Annotated in this window: 12 protein-coding genes; 2 read left to right on the plus strand and 10 right to left on the minus strand. The window is 71.1% G+C overall.

Annotation, left to right across the window (positions count from 1 at the left end; genetic code table 11):
• Positions 1 to 53: 53 nt before the first annotated feature.
• Both ACFO6V_RS25270 and ACFO6V_RS25275 read right to left on the minus strand, forming a co-directional pair.
• On the minus strand, positions 54 to 1,361 hold the full coding sequence (locus ACFO6V_RS25270) for a Glu/Leu/Phe/Val family dehydrogenase (protein WP_377141048.1): 1,308 nt from the start codon (positions 1,359 to 1,361) through the stop codon (positions 54 to 56).
• Positions 1,362 to 1,614: 253 nt separating this feature from the next.
• Positions 1,615 to 2,379, minus strand: coding sequence for an AraC family transcriptional regulator (locus ACFO6V_RS25275; RefSeq protein ID WP_377141051.1), 765 nt, complete (start codon positions 2,377 to 2,379; stop codon positions 1,615 to 1,617).
• 108 nt (positions 2,380 to 2,487) lie between these two features.
• Here ACFO6V_RS25275 and ACFO6V_RS25280 point away from each other — a divergent pair, with 108 nt between their 5' ends.
• Positions 2,488 to 6,036, plus strand: coding sequence for a bifunctional proline dehydrogenase/L-glutamate gamma-semialdehyde dehydrogenase (locus ACFO6V_RS25280; RefSeq protein ID WP_377141054.1), 3,549 nt, complete (start codon positions 2,488 to 2,490; stop codon positions 6,034 to 6,036).
• Between the two features lie 110 nt (positions 6,037 to 6,146).
• On the opposite strand, the gene ACFO6V_RS25285 is transcribed toward ACFO6V_RS25280, so the two are convergent.
• The 7 genes from ACFO6V_RS25285 to ACFO6V_RS25315 all read right to left on the minus strand — a co-directional run bounded on the left by ACFO6V_RS25285 (position 6,147) and on the right by ACFO6V_RS25315 (position 14,631).
• Complete coding sequence (locus tag ACFO6V_RS25285; protein ID WP_377141057.1) at positions 6,147 to 7,139, minus strand: LacI family DNA-binding transcriptional regulator; 993 nt, start codon at positions 7,137 to 7,139, stop codon at positions 6,147 to 6,149.
• A 29-nt stretch (positions 7,140 to 7,168) separates the two neighbouring features.
• Positions 7,169 to 8,755, minus strand: a complete 1,587-nt coding sequence (locus tag ACFO6V_RS25290; RefSeq protein ID WP_377141060.1) for a GH1 family beta-glucosidase — start codon at positions 8,753 to 8,755, stop codon at positions 7,169 to 7,171.
• An 8-nt stretch (positions 8,756 to 8,763) separates the two neighbouring features.
• The gene (locus ACFO6V_RS25295; RefSeq protein WP_377141063.1) at positions 8,764 to 9,681 is read right to left on the minus strand and encodes a carbohydrate ABC transporter permease; all 918 of its coding nucleotides are present in this window, start codon (positions 9,679 to 9,681) and stop codon (positions 8,764 to 8,766) included.
• Positions 9,678 to 10,697, minus strand: a complete 1,020-nt coding sequence (locus ACFO6V_RS25300; RefSeq protein ID WP_377141066.1) for a carbohydrate ABC transporter permease — start codon at positions 10,695 to 10,697, stop codon at positions 9,678 to 9,680. The genes ACFO6V_RS25295 and ACFO6V_RS25300 overlap by 4 nt, the downstream gene beginning before the upstream one ends.
• 266 nt (positions 10,698 to 10,963) lie before the next feature.
• Positions 10,964 to 12,295 (minus strand): ABC transporter substrate-binding protein, encoded by a 1,332-nt coding sequence (locus ACFO6V_RS25305; protein ID WP_377141069.1) that lies wholly within the window; start codon positions 12,293 to 12,295, stop codon positions 10,964 to 10,966.
• Between the two features lie 191 nt (positions 12,296 to 12,486).
• Complete coding sequence (locus ACFO6V_RS25310) at positions 12,487 to 13,833, minus strand: ABC transporter substrate-binding protein (RefSeq protein WP_377141072.1); 1,347 nt, start codon at positions 13,831 to 13,833, stop codon at positions 12,487 to 12,489.
• A gap of 273 nt (positions 13,834 to 14,106) precedes the next feature.
• Positions 14,107 to 14,631 (minus strand): DUF2505 domain-containing protein, encoded by a 525-nt coding sequence (locus tag ACFO6V_RS25315; RefSeq protein ID WP_377141075.1) that lies wholly within the window; start codon positions 14,629 to 14,631, stop codon positions 14,107 to 14,109.
• A gap of 209 nt (positions 14,632 to 14,840) precedes the next feature.
• On the opposite strand from ACFO6V_RS25315, the gene ACFO6V_RS25320 reads away from it, so the two are divergent.
• Positions 14,841 to 16,319 (plus strand): sensor histidine kinase, encoded by a 1,479-nt coding sequence (locus tag ACFO6V_RS25320; protein WP_377141179.1) that lies wholly within the window; start codon positions 14,841 to 14,843, stop codon positions 16,317 to 16,319.
• Positions 16,320 to 16,492: 173 nt separating this feature from the next.
• On the opposite strand, the gene ACFO6V_RS25325 is transcribed toward ACFO6V_RS25320, so the two are convergent.
• Complete coding sequence (locus ACFO6V_RS25325; RefSeq protein WP_026365970.1) at positions 16,493 to 16,741, minus strand: WhiB family transcriptional regulator; 249 nt, start codon at positions 16,739 to 16,741, stop codon at positions 16,493 to 16,495.
• Between the last annotated feature and the right edge of the window lie 72 nt (positions 16,742 to 16,813).

Consider the following 16,813-nt stretch of genomic DNA (forward strand, 5'->3'; position numbering starts at 1 on the left):
TCGCAGGGCCAGGGAGACTCGGACAGGCGCTCTACTTCGCGGCCGCCTCGCGATCAGGGGTACAGGCCCCGGATCTGGTGGGCCTCCGCGACCCGCTTGACGCCGATGACGAGCGCCGCGTCCCGTAGCGACAGGTGCTCGCGCTGGGCCAGCGCCGAGACCTCCGCGTACGCGGTGATCATCCGGTGCTCCAGCTTGTCCGCGATCTCCTGCTCGGTCCACCAGTACGTCTGGTTCGCCTGCACCCACTCGAAGTAGGACACGACCACGCCGCCGGCGTTGGCCAGGACGTCCGGGACCACCGTCACGTCGTTCTTGGCGAGCAGCGCGTCGCCGGCCGCCGTCGTGGGGCCGTTGGCGCCCTCGACGACCCAGCGGGCCTTGACGCTGCCGGCCGTGTTCTCGTCGAGCACGCCCTCGATCGCGGCCGGGACCAGCACGTCGACGTCGAGCGCGAGGAGCTCCGTGTTGGAGACCCGGTCGGCGTCGGCGAAGTCCACGACCGAGCCCGTGCGCTGCACGTGCTCCATGAGCCGGGGGACGTCGAGCCCGTCGTCGTTCCGGATGCCGCCGTACTGATCGCTCACCGCGACGACGCGCGAGCCGCGTGCCGCGAAGATCTCCGCGGCGTGCGAGCCGACCTTGCCGAAGCCCTGGATGGCGACGGACACGTCGCTCAGGGCCATGCCCGCCTCGGCCAGCGCGGCCGACGTGACGTGCACGATGCCCGCCGACGTAGCGGTGCCGCGGCCCAGCGAACCGCCGACCGCGAGGGGCTTGCCGGTCACGACCGCGGGGATCGTGTACCCGCGGTTGACCGAGTAGGTGTCCATCACCCAGGCCATGGTCTGGGCGTCGGTGCCCATGTCCGGGGCCATGATGTCGGTGTCGGGGCCGATCATCGGCATGATCTCCGACGTGTACCGCCGGGTCACGCGCTCGAGCTCGGCCTGCGAGTAGCCGCGGGGGTCGATCGCGACGCCGCCCTTGGCGCCGCCGTACGGCAGGTTGACGACCGCACACTTCCAGGTCATCCACATGGCCAGCGCACGCACCTCGTCGACGTCGACGGAGGGGTGGTAGCGCAGGCCGCCCTTGCCCGGGCCGAGGCTCACGTTGTGCTGCACGCGGAAGCCGTGGAACAGGACGGTCTCGCCCGTGTCGCGGCGGAGCGGTACCGCGACGTGGATCTCACGGCGCGGCGTCGCGAGCATGCGGTGCAGGCCCTCGTCGTAACCGAGGATCTCGGCCGCCGTCGCGAGCTGTGCGTGCGCGGTGGCGAGTGCGGAACCCTCGACGGGCGATCCTGACGGCGCGAAGCTGGGTGGTGATGAGGGTGTAGACGTCGTTGTCGTCGTCACGTGGGTCCTCCGGGGAGAACGGCGCCTACCGCCTTGGGAGCGGGGCGCGGGTTGCGCGGCGCGGGGTTTGCGCCTCGGTATCACCGTATCGCTTCGACGGGCCTGGTTGCGCGCCGACGATGAATCCGTTCGGTGATGATTCGGTTGGCCGCAAGGCTGACCAAGCGGAACTCTGCCACCGCTTGGGGGTTGCACAAGGAATTTTGCTCAGACCATGCACGATCACTGGGCGGGGCAGACCATCGGCGGCGCTCTACTTGCGCTTTGACCGGCTCCGGAACGACGACGGCGTCTCGCCGGTCAGGCGCGCGAACGTGCGCGTGAACGACGGCTGGTCGTAGAAGCCGGCTGCGGTCGCGACGTCGGCCAGCGGCACGGTGCTCGTGGTGAGCAGGTGCGCCGCGCGGTCGACCCGCAGCCGCAGCACGAGCTGGCGCGGGGAGAGCCCGAAGACCCGCCGGACCCGGCGGTCCAGGGACGCGGAGCTGCACCCGGCGAGCACGGCGAGATCGGTCACCGAGGGCACCTCGCCGTGCTCGAGCAGGTTCTCGATGTCGGCGCGCAGCCGGGCCATGGCCTGGATGGTCGCGTCGTCGGCGTCCCCGGAGCGCAGGTCCTGCGATACCGAGACCAGCCCCACGTACGCGCCGGACTGGTCGTGCAGGGGCAGCTTCGAGGTGAGGAACCAGCCTGGCGCCCCGCCGACATGCCGGATCAGCTCGAGCTCGCCCCGCAGCGGCTTGTCGGTGGTACGGACGTGGGTGTCCTGGTTCTCGTAGCGTTCGGCCAGCTCCGGCACGAAGAGGTCGGCCGCGCGCTTTCCGATCACGTCCCGGCGGGACCGCTCGCGCGTGCGCCCCACAAAGACCTGGTTCACGAGCACGTAGCGCCCGTCGGCGTCCTTGGCGCAGAACATGACCCCGGACAGCTCGTCCATGAGGGCGACCATCGCGGGGTTCAGTGCTGCCAGCAGGGCACTCGTCTCAGGCCGAGCCGTGCTGTTGGACGGGTTGCTCATGGGGTTCCGATGCTACGCGGCGCGGGGCCGCGCACTTGGCGAAAACCGGTGCCGACAGCGAGTGATCTCGCCAATACATGTGAACGGCTTCGGGTGCACTCTGGAGGAATGAAGACCTCCGCCCGGCGCGACCGCGCCGCATCCGCCACAGTCCCGACCGGGGGCGCAGGCGCACCGGACAGCGCCACGCCTCAGGCTCCGACCGAGCTGGCCGTGCAGCCCGCCGACACCCTCGTCGAGGACGCCGTAGCCCTCGCCAGGACCTGGATCGGCACCGCCACCGGCACGGACGCCGGCTCCAAGGCAACCGGCTCCAGGACCGCCGGCTCCAAGACCGACCGAGCGGTGGCCCGCGCGTCCGCCGCCCTCGGCGCACTCGTGTCCGACCCCGCCGGCCTCGAGCTCGCCGTCGGCTTCGTCGACGACGTCGCCCGCCCGCAGGACACCCACGTCGCCGCGAAGGCCCTGGCCCGGCTCGGCACGAAGGCCGGCAGCGCCACCTTCCTCAGCCCCGCCGACCGCGCCCTGTTCCGGGCCGGCGCCCTGGCCGCCCCGGCGTTCCCGGGCATCGTGGTCCCGGCGGCGCGCGCCCGCCTCCGCCAGCTCGTGGGCCACCTCGTGGCCGACGCCGGCGCCGGGCTCACCGCCCACCTCGCCCGCACCCGGGCCGAGGGCTACACCCTCAACGTGAACCTGCTCGGCGAGGCGGTGCTCGGCGCCGAGGAGGCCGCCGGCCGGCTGGCCCGCACCATCGCGCTCGTGGAGCGCCCGGACGTCGACTACGTTTCGGTCAAGGTCTCCAGCGTCGCCGCGCAGCTCGTCACGTGGGACCTCGAGGGCTCCCGCGACCGCGTCGTCGAGCAGCTGCTGCCGCTGTACCGCGCTGCGCGCGACCACGGCGTGTTCCTCAACCTGGACATGGAGGAGTACCGCGACCTCGCCCTGACCACCGCGGTGTTCACCGAGATCCTGGGCCGCGACGAGTTCCGCGACCTGGAGGCCGGCATCGTGCTCCAGGCCTACCTGCCGGACGGCCTGGGTGCCCTGGACGGCCTCACCGAGTTCGCCACGAAGCGGGTCGCCGACGGCGGCGCGCGCATCAAGGTGCGCATCGTCAAGGGCGCCAACCTGGCGATGGAGCACGTCGAGGCCACCCTGCACGACTGGCCCCAGGCGCCGTACACCTCCAAGCCCGACGTCGACGCCAACTACGTCCGCATGCTCGACCACGCGCTGCGCCCCGAGCGCGCGCACGCGGTCCGCATCGGCGCGGCGTCGCACAACCTGTTCCACGTGGCGCTCGCGATCCTGCTCGGCCGGGCGCGCGGCGTCTCCGAGGCGCTCGACATCGAGATGCTGCAGGGTATGGCGCCGACCGAGGCAGCGGCCGTGCGCGACGAGGTCGCCAAGGACTCCGGGCGCGTGGTGCTCTACACCCCCGTGGTGCGCGACGAGGACTTCGACGTCGCCATCTCGTACCTGGTGCGCCGCCTGGAGGAGAACGCGGCGGAGCAGAACTTCCTGCACGCGGCGTTCGCCCCGGTCTCGACGGCTTCGACCACCGGGGCCCCCATGGACCGGCAGGAGGCAGCCTTCCGCGCGTCCGTCGAGCTGGGCGTGCACTACTCGCCCGAGGACGTCACCCCGCGCCGCCGTCCGCGCCCCGCACCCCAGCCGGTGACGGGACCGTTCCGCAACGCCGCCGACACCGACCCCGCCGTCGCCGAGCACCGCGCGTGGGCGCAGCAGATCACCGGCCCGCTCTCCGGGTACGTCCCGGCACTCGCCGAGCCGCTGGCGACCTCGGCCCAGGTGGACGACGTCGTGGCGCTCGCGCGCCGCGCCGGCGCCGCATGGTCCAAGGTCTCCGCGACCGACCGGGGCCGCGTGCTCCGCGCCGCGGCCGAGCACCTGGAGGCCGCTCGCGCCGACCTCGTCGCGGCAATGGTGCACGAGGCCGGCAAGACCGTCGCCGAGGCCGACCCCGAGGTCAGCGAGGCCGTCGACTTCGCCGCGTACTACGCGCAGGCGGCCGAGGCCCTCGACCCGACGTCGGAGGCCTGGCCGGGCGCCCGCTTCACGCCGGACGGCGTCACCCTGGTCACCCCGCCGTGGAACTTCCCCGTCGCGATCCCGATCGGCGGCGTGCTCGCGGGCCTCGCGGCCGGGACCGCGGTGATCGCCAAGCCCGCGCCGCCCACGCCGCGCTGCCTGGAGATCGCCGTCGAGGCGGTGCACGCCGCGCTCGACGAGGTCGCCCCGGAGATCGGGCTGGACTCGGCGCTGGCCCGCTCGGTCGCGCAGTTCGTCCGCGTGCCCGACGGCGACCTCGGACGTCGGCTCGTGACGCACGACGGCGTGTCCCGCGTGATCCTGACCGGCGCCATCGAGACCGCGGAGATGTTCGCGTCCTGGCGGCCCGAGCTGCCGGTGCTCGCGGAGACGTCCGGCAAGAACGCGATAGTCGTGACGCCGTCGGCGGACCTGGACCTGGCCGTCGCGGACGTCGTCCGCTCGGCGTTCGGGCACGCGGGGCAGAAGTGCTCCGCCGCGTCGCTGGTGATCCTCGTCGGCTCGGTGGGCGACCCGCGCAGCGCGACCGGCGAGCGGTTCCGGCGGCAGCTGGTCGACGCCGTGTCGTCGCTCGCCGTCGGACCGGCGACCGACCTGGCGACCGTGATGGGACCGCTCACCGAACCGGCGCAGGGCAAGCTCCTGCACGCCCTGACCACGCTGGAGCCCGGCGAGACCTGGCTCGTCCGGCCGCGCAGGCTGGACGCGGTGGCCCGCGAGGCGGGCCTGGGCCGCGGCCGGCTCTGGACCCCCGGCGTGCGCGACGGCGTCCGCCCCGGCTCGTTCTTCCACCTCACCGAGTGCTTCGGCCCGGTGCTGGGCGTCATGACCGCCCGTACGCTCGACGAGGCGATCGCGCTGCAGAACGCCGTGTCGTTCGGCCTCACCGGTGGCATCCACTCCCTCGACGACACCGAGGTGGCGCACTGGCTCGACCGGGTGGAGGTCGGTAACGCGTACGTGAACCGGCACATCACCGGCGCGGTGGTGCAGCGCCAGTCGTTCGGTGGCTGGAAGGCGTCCTCCGTGGGACCGGGCGCCAAGGCCGGCGGCCCCAACTACGTCGCGCAGCTCGGCCGGTGGGAGGACGCGCCGGACGTGCCCTCGCGCACCGCCGACCCGTCCGGGTGGCTCGCCTGGGCCCGGGCCGACGACGACCGCGCCTGGGTGACCGAGTTCGCCCCCGCGCACGACCCCTCGGGGCTCGGCGTCGAGTCGAACGTGTTCCGCTACCGGCCGGTCCCCGGCATCACCGTGCGGATCGGCGCCGACGCGCAGGACGTCGAGGTGCAGCGTGTGCTGGCGGCCGCCGCGCGGGCGGATGTGCGGGCGACCGTCGTCGGGCAGCGTGAGATGACGGACGAGGCGTTCGCCGACGCCGTCGCCGACGGCAAGGTGACCGGCCGGATCCGCGTGGTGGGCGAGGCGCCGGGCCTGCGCGACGCGGCGGCGAGCCGCCTCGGCACGGTGACCGTGCTGGACGCCCCGGTCCTGGCGAGCGGACGCCGCGAGCTGCTGACGATGCTCCGCGAGCAGGCGGTGAGCCGCACGATGCACCGCTACGGCCACCAGCGCACCGCCTAGAAGTCACCGAAGTAGAGCGCCTGTCCGGACACCCGCTCTACTTCGCCGACAACAAGACGGCGAGGTAGAGCGGGTGTCCGGACAGGCGCTCTATTTCGGCGATCCCGGGGTCAGGCGGAGTCGCCCTCCACCAGGCGGGGAGCGAAGATGCGGCGCTCGTCGCGGACCGGGCGGCCCGCCACCAGGTCGACCAGCATGCTCGTCGCGGCGCCGACCATCTGCACCACCGGGTTGTGCACGGTCGTCAGGCGCGGCGACGTCGTCTCCGCGATGCCGAGGTCGTCGAAGCCGACCACCGAGACGTCGCCGGGCACCGAGCGGCCGCGGTCGGCGAGCACGCGCAGCGTGGCCTCCGCCATCAGGTCGGACGCGGCGAAGATGCCGTCCAGGTCGGGGTGCGCGTCGAGGAGCCGGGCCGCTGCGACCGCTGCTCCCGCGACCGTGAAGTCGCCCTCGACCACCGCGTCGTCGGGTAGGCCGGCGTCGCGCAAGGCGTTCCGCCATCCGACCATCCGGTCCACCCCGGCCGGCATGTCGAGCGGTCCGGTGATGGTGCCGATGCGTCGGCGGCCGCGATCGATCATCCGCTGGGTGGCGATGCGTCCGCCGGTGACGTTGTCGACGTCGACGTAGCGCAGGCCGCGCGAGAACATCGGGTCTGGCTCGAAGAGGCGGCCCACGAAGACGGCGGGCAGCATGGTCGGCCCGAGCTCGGTCTCGAGGTGGTCGCCCCGGTGGTGCGACGCCACGATGACGCCGTCCACGTGGCCGCTGCGCAGGTAGCGGCCGACCCGCCCGCGCTGCTCGCCCGGCCGGGCGAGCAGCAGCACGAGCTGGAGATCGGTCCCGGCCAGCCCCTCGCTGACGCCCGCGAGGGTGCCGCTGAGGAACGGGTCGGTGAGGATGCGCTGGTCCGGCTCGGGCACCACGAGGGCTATCGAGTCGGTCCGCCGGGTCACCAGGGACCGGGCGGCGCGGTTCGGTGCGTACCCGAGGCGCGCGACGGCGTCGTCGACGGCCGCCTGCGCCTCGGGGGAGACTCGCAGGCCACCGTTGATGGCGCGCGACGCGGTCGACCGGGATACCCCGGCCGCCTGTGCCACGTCATCCAGGGTGGGTGGGCCTGAGGTCGTCACGCCTGGGGAACCGCCTTGTCCTCGCCGGAGTTGTTGCTGGGGCGCGTCAGGACCGATGCCGACCGCTCCGGAACGGCATTGGTCCGCGCGACCTGACCGTACCAGCGGCCTGACGCCTTCACCGTGCGCTCCTGCGTCTCGTAGTCGACGCGCACGAGCCCGAAGCGCTTTCCGTAGCCCCACGCCCACTCGTAGTTGTCGAGCAGCGACCAGCCGAAGTAGCCGCGCACGTCGGCGCCCTCGTCGATGGCGTCCTTGATGGCGCGCAGGTGCACGTCGATGAACTCCAGGCGCTGCTGGTCGTCCACGAACCCGTCCGGCCCGACGACGTCCTCGTACGCGCTGCCGTTCTCCGTCACGTACAGCGCGATGCCGCGCGGCCCCGTGTAGTCCCGCTGCAGACGCAGGAGGAGCCGGGTCAGGCCCTCGGGCTGGACCTCCCAGTTCTGGTCGGTGACGGGCAGACTGCGCGGGTGCGTGTACGCGCCGTCACCGGCCGGGAACGGGGAGGACACCGCCCGGGTGACCGGGGCGCCACCCTCCAGCGGCCGCTCGGCGGGCGTCGCCGACACGGCGTTGCCGTGGTAGTAGTTCACGCCGAGCGAGTCGATGGGCGTCGAGATGATCTCGAGGTCGCCGTCGTGGATGTGCCGCTCGAGGCCGTACGCGCGCACGTCCTCCAGGACGTCCTCCGGGTAGGCGCCGCGCAGGATCGGGTCGGCGAAGATGCGGGTGAACCCGCCGTCGAGCCGGCGTGCGGCGTCGACGTCGGCGGGGTCGTCCGGGTTCGCCGGGTCCTGGACCTCGAAGTTGAGCGTGATGCCGAGGTTCGCCTCGGGTGCCCGCTCCCGCAGCGCCTCGACGGCCAGGCCGTGCGCCAGCGAGAGGTGGTGCGCGGCCGCGAGGCCGTCCTCGCGGGACTGCCGGCCCGGCGCGTGCTGACCGCCGGTGTAGCCGAGGAACGCGGCGCACCACGGCTCGTTGAGCGTGGTCCACACGTCGACGCGGTCGCCGATCGCCTCGTGCATGGTTACCGCGTAGTCGCGGAACCGGTACGCCGTGTCACGGTTGACCCAGCCGTTCGACTCGGCCTCGATCGCCTGCGGCAGGTCCCAGTGGTACAGCGTGAGCCACGGCAGGATGTCCGCGCCGAGCAGCTCGTCCACGAGCCGGTCGTAGTACGCCAGGCCCGCCGGGTTCACGGCACGGCCGCCCGGGACCACCCGGGACCACGACGTCGAGAACCGGTACGCCTTGATACCGAGGTCCTTCATGAGCGCGACGTCGGCGGGGTAGCGGTGGTACTGGTCGCAGGCGACCTCGCCGTCCTCCTGGCCGAGCACGGCGCCAGGGACCTTGGCGAAGACGTCCCAGACGGAGTCCTCGCGGCCGTCCTCGTGGGCGGCGCCCTCCACCTGGTAGGCGGCGGTGGCCGCACCCCAGAGGAACCCGTCCGGGAAGCTGACCGTGCCCTTGGTGTTGGCGGTCGGCTCCGTCCTGGGCGCGGTGGGCGTGTACGGCAGCGCGATCCCCGGGGCCGGCACGCGCCGGGCCTCCGCGGTCGTCTTGACGTTGAGTGTCATCCCCTGGGTCATCCCTTCACAGCTCCCTGCATGATGCCCGCGACGAGCTGCTTGCCGACGAAGGCGAAGATCACCAGCAGCGGGAGCGTCACGAGGAAGACACCGCCCATGACCAGCGAGTAGTCCACGAAGTAGTTTGCCTGCAAAGACTTCACGACGAGCGGCAGCGTCGGATTCTCCGAGCTCAGCACGATGGAGGGCCAGAAGAAGTTCGTCCACTGCTGGACGAACGTGAACAGGCCCAGCATCGCCGCGGCCGGGCGGGCCGCGGGCAGCGCGATGCTCCAGAACGTGCGGATCATCGAGGCGCCGTCCACGCGGGCGGCCTCGATCAGCTCGTACGGCAGCGCCTCGGACAGGTACTGCGTCATCCAGAAGACGCCGAACGCGGCGACCAGCGACGGCACGATGACCGCCTGCAGCTTGCCGATCCAGTCCAGCTCCGACATGAGGATGTACATCGGGATCACGCCGAGCTGGGTCGGGACCGCCATCGTCGCGATGACGAACACGAGCAGCGGGCCGCGGCCGCGGAAGCGCAGCTTCGCGAACGAGAACCCGGCGAGCGTCGAGAACAGCACGACCGCGGCGGAGACGATCACCGCGATGATCACCGAGTTCGTCAGCGCCAGCCAGAAGTTGATCTGGGTGGCTTCGATGACCGTCCGGAACTGGGTGAACAGCGAGGAGTCCGGCAGCCACTGCGGCACGGGGCTCTGCGAGATCGCGATCGGCTCCGACGAGCCGAGGAGCAGCGTGAAGTACAGCGGGAAGACCGAGATCAGCAGGGTGATCCCGAGCAGCGCGTAGACGATCCAGCCGGCGCGGCGGTTGGTGCTCCCGACGGAGGTTCGTTCCCGACGGCGGAGGGCGGCCTTGGCGGCACCCTCACCGGCGGTCTGGGCGGTGACAGCTACCGAGCTCATGCGTTCCCTCCGGTGAGGCTCTTGCGCCTGGACTTCTTGACTGCCGTGCCCGACGACGAGATGCGCCGCGTGACCAGGAAGTTCACGAGGCCGATCGCGACGATCAGGAGGAACAGCATCCACGCCACGGCGGACGCCTTGCCGAGGCTGCGCTGGTCGCCCCAGGCGAGGTCGTACAGGTACACGACCGTGGTCATCCAGTTCTGGTCCGGACCGCCGAGCCCGGCGGAGTCGAAGAGGCGGACCTCGTCGAAGATCTGCAGGCCACCGATGGTCGAGGTGATGACGACGAAGATGATGGTGGCGCGGATCTGCGGCACCGTGATGGAGAAGAACTGGCGCACGCGGCCGGCGCCGTCGATCACCGCGGCCTCGTAGAGGTCACGCGGTACCGCCTGCATCGCGGCGAGGAAGATCAGGGCGTTGTAGCCCATCCAGCGGTAGTTGACCATCGTGGCGATGGCGACGTGGCTCGCGATCCGGTCGCCGTGCCAGGCGATCGGATCGAGCCCGACGGCGGAGATCATGGCGTTGATCAGACCGTACTGGTCGGCGAACAGGCGGCCGAAGATCATCGAGACCGCGACGGGCGCGACCACGTAGGGGATCAGCACGCCCATGCGCCAGAACGTCGCCGCCCGCAGGTTCTGGTCCAGCAGGGCCGCGATGATCAGCGCGATGACCACCTGCGGGACCGAGGAGAACACGAAGATCGACAGCGTGTTGACCAGGGCCTTCCAGAAGGTGGGCTGGGCCAGCACGAACGTGAAGTTCTCCAGGCCGACGAAGTCGCCCTGCCCGCCGAGCAGGCTCCACTCGTGCACCGAGACGAACGCGGTGTACGCGAGCGGGAACAGGCCGGTCACCGCGAACAGGATGAAGAACGGCGAGATGTACAGGTAGGGGGAAAGCTTCACGTCCCAGCGGCCGAGCCGCTGGGAGAAGCCGATTCTGCGCGACTCGCGCTGTGGCGCACCGGAGCCCGGTGCCGGTCGTTGGGGTGTCAGAACAGCCATCTCATCTTCCGCCGCGTCATCGTCGGTTGGTCACTTGTGGAGCGCCCGGTGGGGTGCTCTCGCGCAGATCCGGTGGTCGAGCTCGTCGGGACGTGGGTCTCGACGAGCTCGACCACCGGATCAGGTCAGCCCCTGTTCCTGCTGAGGCTGGGGTCAGGCGCTAGATCAGGCTCTGGCTCAGGCTCTACCTGTATCGGCTGAGCCTGGGGTTCCGCTTCGGGTGAGTGCCTCGTTCCTCGGCCCTCACCCTGCGCTGCACCTCCGGCTCAGCCGAGGGCCGAAGCCTTCTCGACGGCCTCGTCCCAGGCCTCGCCGGCGTCCTGCGACTTCGTGACGTCGACACGGTTGAGCGCGTTGGTGACCTCGTCACGGATGGCGAAGTAGTTCGCGCCCTTGAAGGGGGCGCTGTCGATGCTCTGGGCGCGGGCGGCGAAGATCTCGCCCACGGGAGCGTCGTTGAAGAACGGGTTGGTGAAGCTCTGGACGGCCTCGGACTCCTGCGCCTCGACCTGCGACGGGAACGTGCCCGCCGACTCGAAGAACCGGGTCTGCTGCTCGGGCGCGGTGAGCCACGCGGCGAGCTCCTTGGCTGCCTCGGCGTTCTCGCCCGAGGCGGGGACGGTCAGGAACGAACCGCCCCAGTTGCCGCCGCCACCGGGGAAGACGTTGGCGACGTCCCAGCCCTCGACGCCACCGGCGCGCTCCTCGACCGGACCGGTCATCCAGGCCGGGCAGATCATCGTGGCGAACGCGTCGTTCTGGAAACCGGCGTCCCAGTCACCCTCCCACTGCACCAGGCCGGCCGACAGGCCGTCCTCGACCGAGGCGGCGATCTCGTCGTAGATGTCCTTGACCTCGGTGTTGTCCGCGAGGGGCTTGGGCTCACCGGTCGCGGCGTCCTCGAACGCCTCGGGGAGCTGGTTGACCATGCCCTGGAAGGTGCCACCGACGCTGTCGTACCAGGCGGCGTCGGACTCCTTCACGAAGTCACGGCCCACGGCGAAGTAGTCCTCCCACGTGGCGTCCTCGCCACCGAGGAGCTCGGCGACCTCTTCGCGGTCGGTCGGCAGGCCAGCCTCCTCGAACAGGTCGGAGCGGTAGCAGATGGCCTCGGGACCGATGTCGGTGCCGTAGCCGATGACCTTGCCCTCGGGCGTCGTCGCCTGCTGGACCTTCCAGTCCACCCAGCGGCCCTCGAGCTCGGGGTCGGCCAGGTCGGTGAACAGGTCCGGGTACTGCGTGAGCTCGGGCAGCCAGTCGACCTCGATGGCCTCGATGTCAGCCAGGCCCTCGCCACCGGCGGCGAGCTTGGTGGTCAGGTTGGTGCGAGCGTCGTCGCTGGTGGCAGCCGTGACGTGCTCGACGGTGACGTTCGGGTGCTCCTCCTGGTACTCGGCGAGCACCTCGTCCGTGTAGCCGAAGTTGTTGAACGTCGCGACCTTCAGCGTGATGGGGCCGTCGTCCGCGGTGTTCTCACCGTCGGAACCTTCGTTGGACCCACCACAGGCGGTGAGGGCGAGGGCGACGACGGCGGCACCGGCGGTCGCCTGGAGGGTGCGCGCGGCGGCGCGCCGTGTGGGTCGGGTACTGCTCAGCACTGGGGACTCCCTTGTCGTGCGGTCTGGGGCTAGCGGTAAAGCTCAGTGCGGTCGCGTCACGTGCGGGCACGTCTGCGTACCGGCGCTGGAAGCGCTCCCACATTCAGGTGTGGTAGCGCTCCCACGGGCACTGATCGTTGCGCCGTGCACCGGGTCGTGTCAAGACAGGTAGCGGGCGAAGACTGCGCGCCTCACTCCGGGACCCGGAAGTCGCTGACGGACTGCACTGCCTGGTTCCAGGCGATCTCCGGACCGCTGCTACCGGTGTCGACCGCGGTCAGAGCGTTGTTCACCTCGTCGCGGATCGCGAAGTAGTACGGGCCCTTGTACGGGGCATCGTCGATGGACTGCGCCCGGGCCGTGAAGATCTTGCCCACCGGGGCGTTGTTGAAGAACTTGTTGGTGTAGCCCTGGACGGTCTCGGAACCCTGCGCCTCGATCTGTGACGGGAACGCACCGGCGGCCGTGAAGGCCTGCGTCTGCTGCTCGGGAGCGGTGAGCCATGCGGCAAGCTCCTTCGCCTCCTCGGTGTACGCGCCGGCAGACGGCACCGCAAGGAACGATCCGCCCCAGTTGCCGCCGCCGCCGGGGAAGACGTTGGCGACGTCCCAGCCCTGCACACCCGCGGAGTAGGACTCGATCGGGCCCATCATCCAGCCCGGGCACAGCATGGTCGCGAAGGCGTTCTCCTGGAAGCCCGCCGCCCACTCGGGCGACCACTGCACGAGGCCGGCCGAGAGCCCGTCGTCGATCGCCGAGGTGATCTGGTCGTAGACCGAGCGGACCTCGTTGTTGGACCCGAGGTCGGTGGGTAGCTCCGTCGCCGGGTCCTCGAACGCGGCAGGAAGCTGGTTGACCATGCCCTGGAACGTGCCGGTGGCACCGTCGAACCAGGCGACGTCGGACTGCTGGGCGAACTGGCGACCCACATCGAAGTAGCGCTCCCAGGTCGCGTCCTTGCCGCCGAGGAGCTCGGCGACCTCTTCGCGGTCGGTCGGCAGGCCGGCCTCCTCGAACAGGTCCGCGCGGTAGCAGATGGCCTCGGGGCCGATGTCGGTGCCGTAGCCGAGGAGCTTGCCGTCCGGCGTGGTGGCCTGTGCCACCTTCCAGTCCACCCAGCGCTCGGCGACGTCGGGGTCCGTCAGGTCCTCGAAGAGCTCGGAGTGCTGCACCAGCTCCGGCATCCAGTCGACCTCGGCAGCCACGACGTCCGCGAGCTCGGCGCCGTCACCCGTCGTGAACGCCTTGAGCATCTGCAGACGGGCCTCGTCCGACGTGGGGGCCACGATGTGCTCGACGGTGACGTTCGGGTGCTCCTTCGTGTACGCCGCGAGCAGCTCCTCGGTGTACCCGAAGTTGTTGAACGTCGACACGGTCAGCGTGATCGGGACGTCCTCGTCGCCTCCGTCGCCCGCCGGGCTCTGCCCCAGGAGCGAGCCGCAGGCGGTGAGGGGCAGGACGAAGGCCGTGAGCGCGGCGAGGACCACGCGTCGGGGGGCGACGGTCCGGCTTCGGACCGGTCCGTTTTTGCTGGGCACTGGTACTCCTCGTGATCGGGACTCGTGTGTGTCGGGGCTTGAAAGCGATATCAGAGCACAAAGTTGCCCACATCCGACACGAATGTTCGCTCAGGTTCTAGCATCCGCCGCCCGAAAAGGGCAGGGGTTGAAGCCATACTGCTGCATTGGGATGCCGAGAGGACCAGGCTGCGCCAGGACCGGGCACGGGTTGGCAAGGGTCGCGCCACGGTAGCGGTGCTCACCGCGACCGTGCGGAGGGCGCCCACGGCGGGGCGTCCGGAGCGGGACGGCTCAGGCCGTACCGGTGCGCTTGCCGGCGAGCCAGTCACGACCGGCCTCCGCCTCGGTCTCGAGGGTCGTGCGCACCGCGCTGACGGCGGCCTCCTCGATCACCGAGCCGAAGAGCGGCACCGTCGCCCGCACGTCGCCCGCATAGACGAGACGCGTCCCGCCGTCGGGCAGCGCGGTGAGCGCTGCCGTCGCGGTGACCCGAACCGGCGCGCCCAGGATCTCGACGGCTACCGTGCCGGTGCGCCGGCCCTCGGAAGCTGCCTCCCAGGCCTCGGCCTGGCGGATCTCGAGGTGGGCGCCCACGAACGGGCGTGCCTGCACGGGGATGATGTCCGTCGGCAGGGTGCGGCGCACCACCACGGTGAATCCGGTCGCCGCCGTGCCGGTGACGTCGGCCTGCTCGACCACGCCGTTCACGGATCCGGTGGAACGCTGGGCACGCCATCGCACGAACGACTCGTCGGCGAGCATCGTGGAGACGTCGTCGATGTTCGCGGGGAACGTCAGGTCCACTGTCAGGTGCACGGGCTTTTCCTCCTCGCGACGACGGGGCATGCCGGTGGTGGAACTCTAACCCGACACGTTGCGTGCGTCCGATACGCACGGGTGACGCCGCAGCCCAAGGGTGCGCACGGCGCCCACGACGGGCTGTGCACAGGGCCCGCAACGGGCTGTGCACACGGCCCGCAACGGGCAATGGACGGTTCCGGCATAGGCTGGGGCGCGTGTCCGCGATGAGTGACCTGATCCTTGAGCATGCCGATCTCGAGCCCGCCGACGTCGAGTGGCTGCATCTGCTGGTCGGCGACTGGCAGGTGGTCTCGGACCTGGCGTTCGCGGACCTGGTGCTGTGGCTGCCCACCGACGACGGGCGGTTCGTCGCGATCGCGCAGTGCCGTCCTTCGACGGGCGCGACCGTGCACTACGACGACATCGTCGGCTCGTTCGCGCCCGAGGGGCAGCGCCCGCAGCTCGCGAAGGCGATGGCCGAGGCCAAGGCGCAGCGGGCCAGGGAGCCGCGCTGGTTCGGCGCGTACGCGGTGCGCGAGGAGGCGGTCCCCGTCGTCCACAAGGACACGGCGATCGCGGTGATCGCGCGGCAGACGAACCTGGGCTCGGGCCGTACGCCGTCGCGCCTGGAGCTGAACTACGTCGAGGCCGCCGACGACCTCGTGGCGATGATCCCGCGCGGCGAGTTCCCGCTGCCGAACGCGGCGACCGGGTCGCGGCGCGGTGCACCCCGGGTCGGCGACGGCCTGATCCGCCTCAACTCCGAGGGCGAGGTCCTGTACGCGAGCCCGAACGCCCTGTCGTGCTTCCACCGGCTCGGTGTCATCGGCCCGCTCGTGGGGCAGTCGCTCGTCGAGGTCACCGCCGACATGGTCGAGCAGCTGAAGCCCGTCGACGAGTCGCTGCCGCTCGTCGTGATGGGCCGCGCGCCGTGGCGCACGGACATCGAGGCGCACGGGGTGTCGCTGTCGCTGCGCGCGATGCCGCTGACCGACCGCGGTCAGCGCATCGGCGCCGTGCTGCTGTGCCGTGACGTGTCCGAGCTGCGGCGGCGCGAGCGGGAGCTGATCACCAAGGACGCGACGATCCGCGAGATCCACCACCGGGTCAAGAACAACCTGCAGACGGTGTCGGCGCTGCTGCGGCTCCAGGCCCGGCGGATGGACGTGCCGGCCGCGAAGGAGGCGCTCGAGGAGGCCATGCGGCGTGTCTCGACCATCGCGCTGGTGCACGAGAGCCTCTCGCAGACCCTGGACGAGCAGGTCGAGCTCGACGACATGGTGGGCCGGGCGCTGCGCCTCACCGCCGACGTCGCCTCGGCCGGGACCTCGGTCCGTACGGTGCGCACCGGTTCGTTCGGCATGGTGCCCGCGCAGGACGCGACGCCGCTCGCGCTCGTGCTCACGGAACTGGTCACCAACGCGGTGGAGCACGGGTTCGTCGGCCGCACCGTCGGCACCATCAACATCGGCGTGGAGCGCGAGAACTCGGCCCTGCGGGTGGTCGTGGCCGACGACGGCGTCGGGCTGTCGCAGGACGGCGAGGGCGGAGGAGGCCCTGGCAGCGGTCTGGGCACCCAGATCGTGCGCACGCTGGTCACCAACGAGCTCGGCGGCACCATCGAATGGTCGACCCGCGAGGGTGGCGGCACGCAGGTGGAGCTGCAGCTCGTGCTACGTGTGGCCGATTCGGCGCGGTCGTGAGCCCGGCGTCCTGAACGCCGCGCCGCGACATTCGGGCGTGCGACATTCGGGCACAAAAGATTGGGCGCGCGGTTCACGCGCACCCTGGTGCAGCCGAAAAGAAATAACGCGAGCCGCGCCCGAGCGAAGGGGGAGTGCTCAGGCGCGGCTCGCGGAGAAGCGTGGTGCGGAGGTCAGCCCGCGCGACGAGCGCGTGCGGTGCGACGCTTGAGCGCGCGGCGCTCGTCCTCGCTCATACCGCCCCAGACGCCGGCGTCCTGGCCGGACTCGATAGCCCACTTGAGGCAGGTATCGACGACGTCGCAACGACGGCACACGGCCTTGGCCTCCTCGATCTGCAGCAGGGCGGGGCCCGTGTTACCGATCGGGAAAAACAGTTCGGGGTCCTCTTCGAGGCATGCTGCGCGGTGGCGCCAGTCCATGGTCACGTACTCCTTGGAAGGAACTACCCGCCGTCCGGCTCGCCAAGTGGGAGCATCGTCGTCGTGCGTCTG

The sequence above is a fragment of the Promicromonospora alba genome (assembly GCF_042654905.1).
In the GTDB taxonomy this organism is placed as follows: Bacteria; Actinomycetota; Actinomycetes; order Actinomycetales; family Cellulomonadaceae; genus Promicromonospora; species Promicromonospora alba.

What these genes read in the sequence shown, in the direction of transcription:
- ACFO6V_RS25275 (WP_377141051.1), bottom strand. Translation starts at nt 2,379, where the DNA reads ATGAGCAACCCGTCCAACAGCACGGCTCGGCCTGAGACGAGTGCCCTG.
- ACFO6V_RS25280 (WP_377141054.1), top strand. Translation starts at nt 2,488, where the DNA reads ATGAAGACCTCCGCCCGGCGCGACCGCGCCGCATCCGCCACAGTCCCG.
- ACFO6V_RS25290 (WP_377141060.1), bottom strand. Translation starts at nt 8,755, where the DNA reads ATGACACTCAACGTCAAGACGACCGCGGAGGCCCGGCGCGTGCCGGCC.
- ACFO6V_RS25295 (WP_377141063.1), bottom strand. Translation starts at nt 9,681, where the DNA reads ATGAGCTCGGTAGCTGTCACCGCCCAGACCGCCGGTGAGGGTGCCGCC.
- ACFO6V_RS25300 (WP_377141066.1), bottom strand. Translation starts at nt 10,697, where the DNA reads ATGGCTGTTCTGACACCCCAACGACCGGCACCGGGCTCCGGTGCGCCA.
- ACFO6V_RS25320 (WP_377141179.1), top strand. Translation starts at nt 14,841, where the DNA reads ATGAGTGACCTGATCCTTGAGCATGCCGATCTCGAGCCCGCCGACGTC.
- ACFO6V_RS25325 (WP_026365970.1), bottom strand. Translation starts at nt 16,741, where the DNA reads ATGGACTGGCGCCACCGCGCAGCATGCCTCGAAGAGGACCCCGAACTG.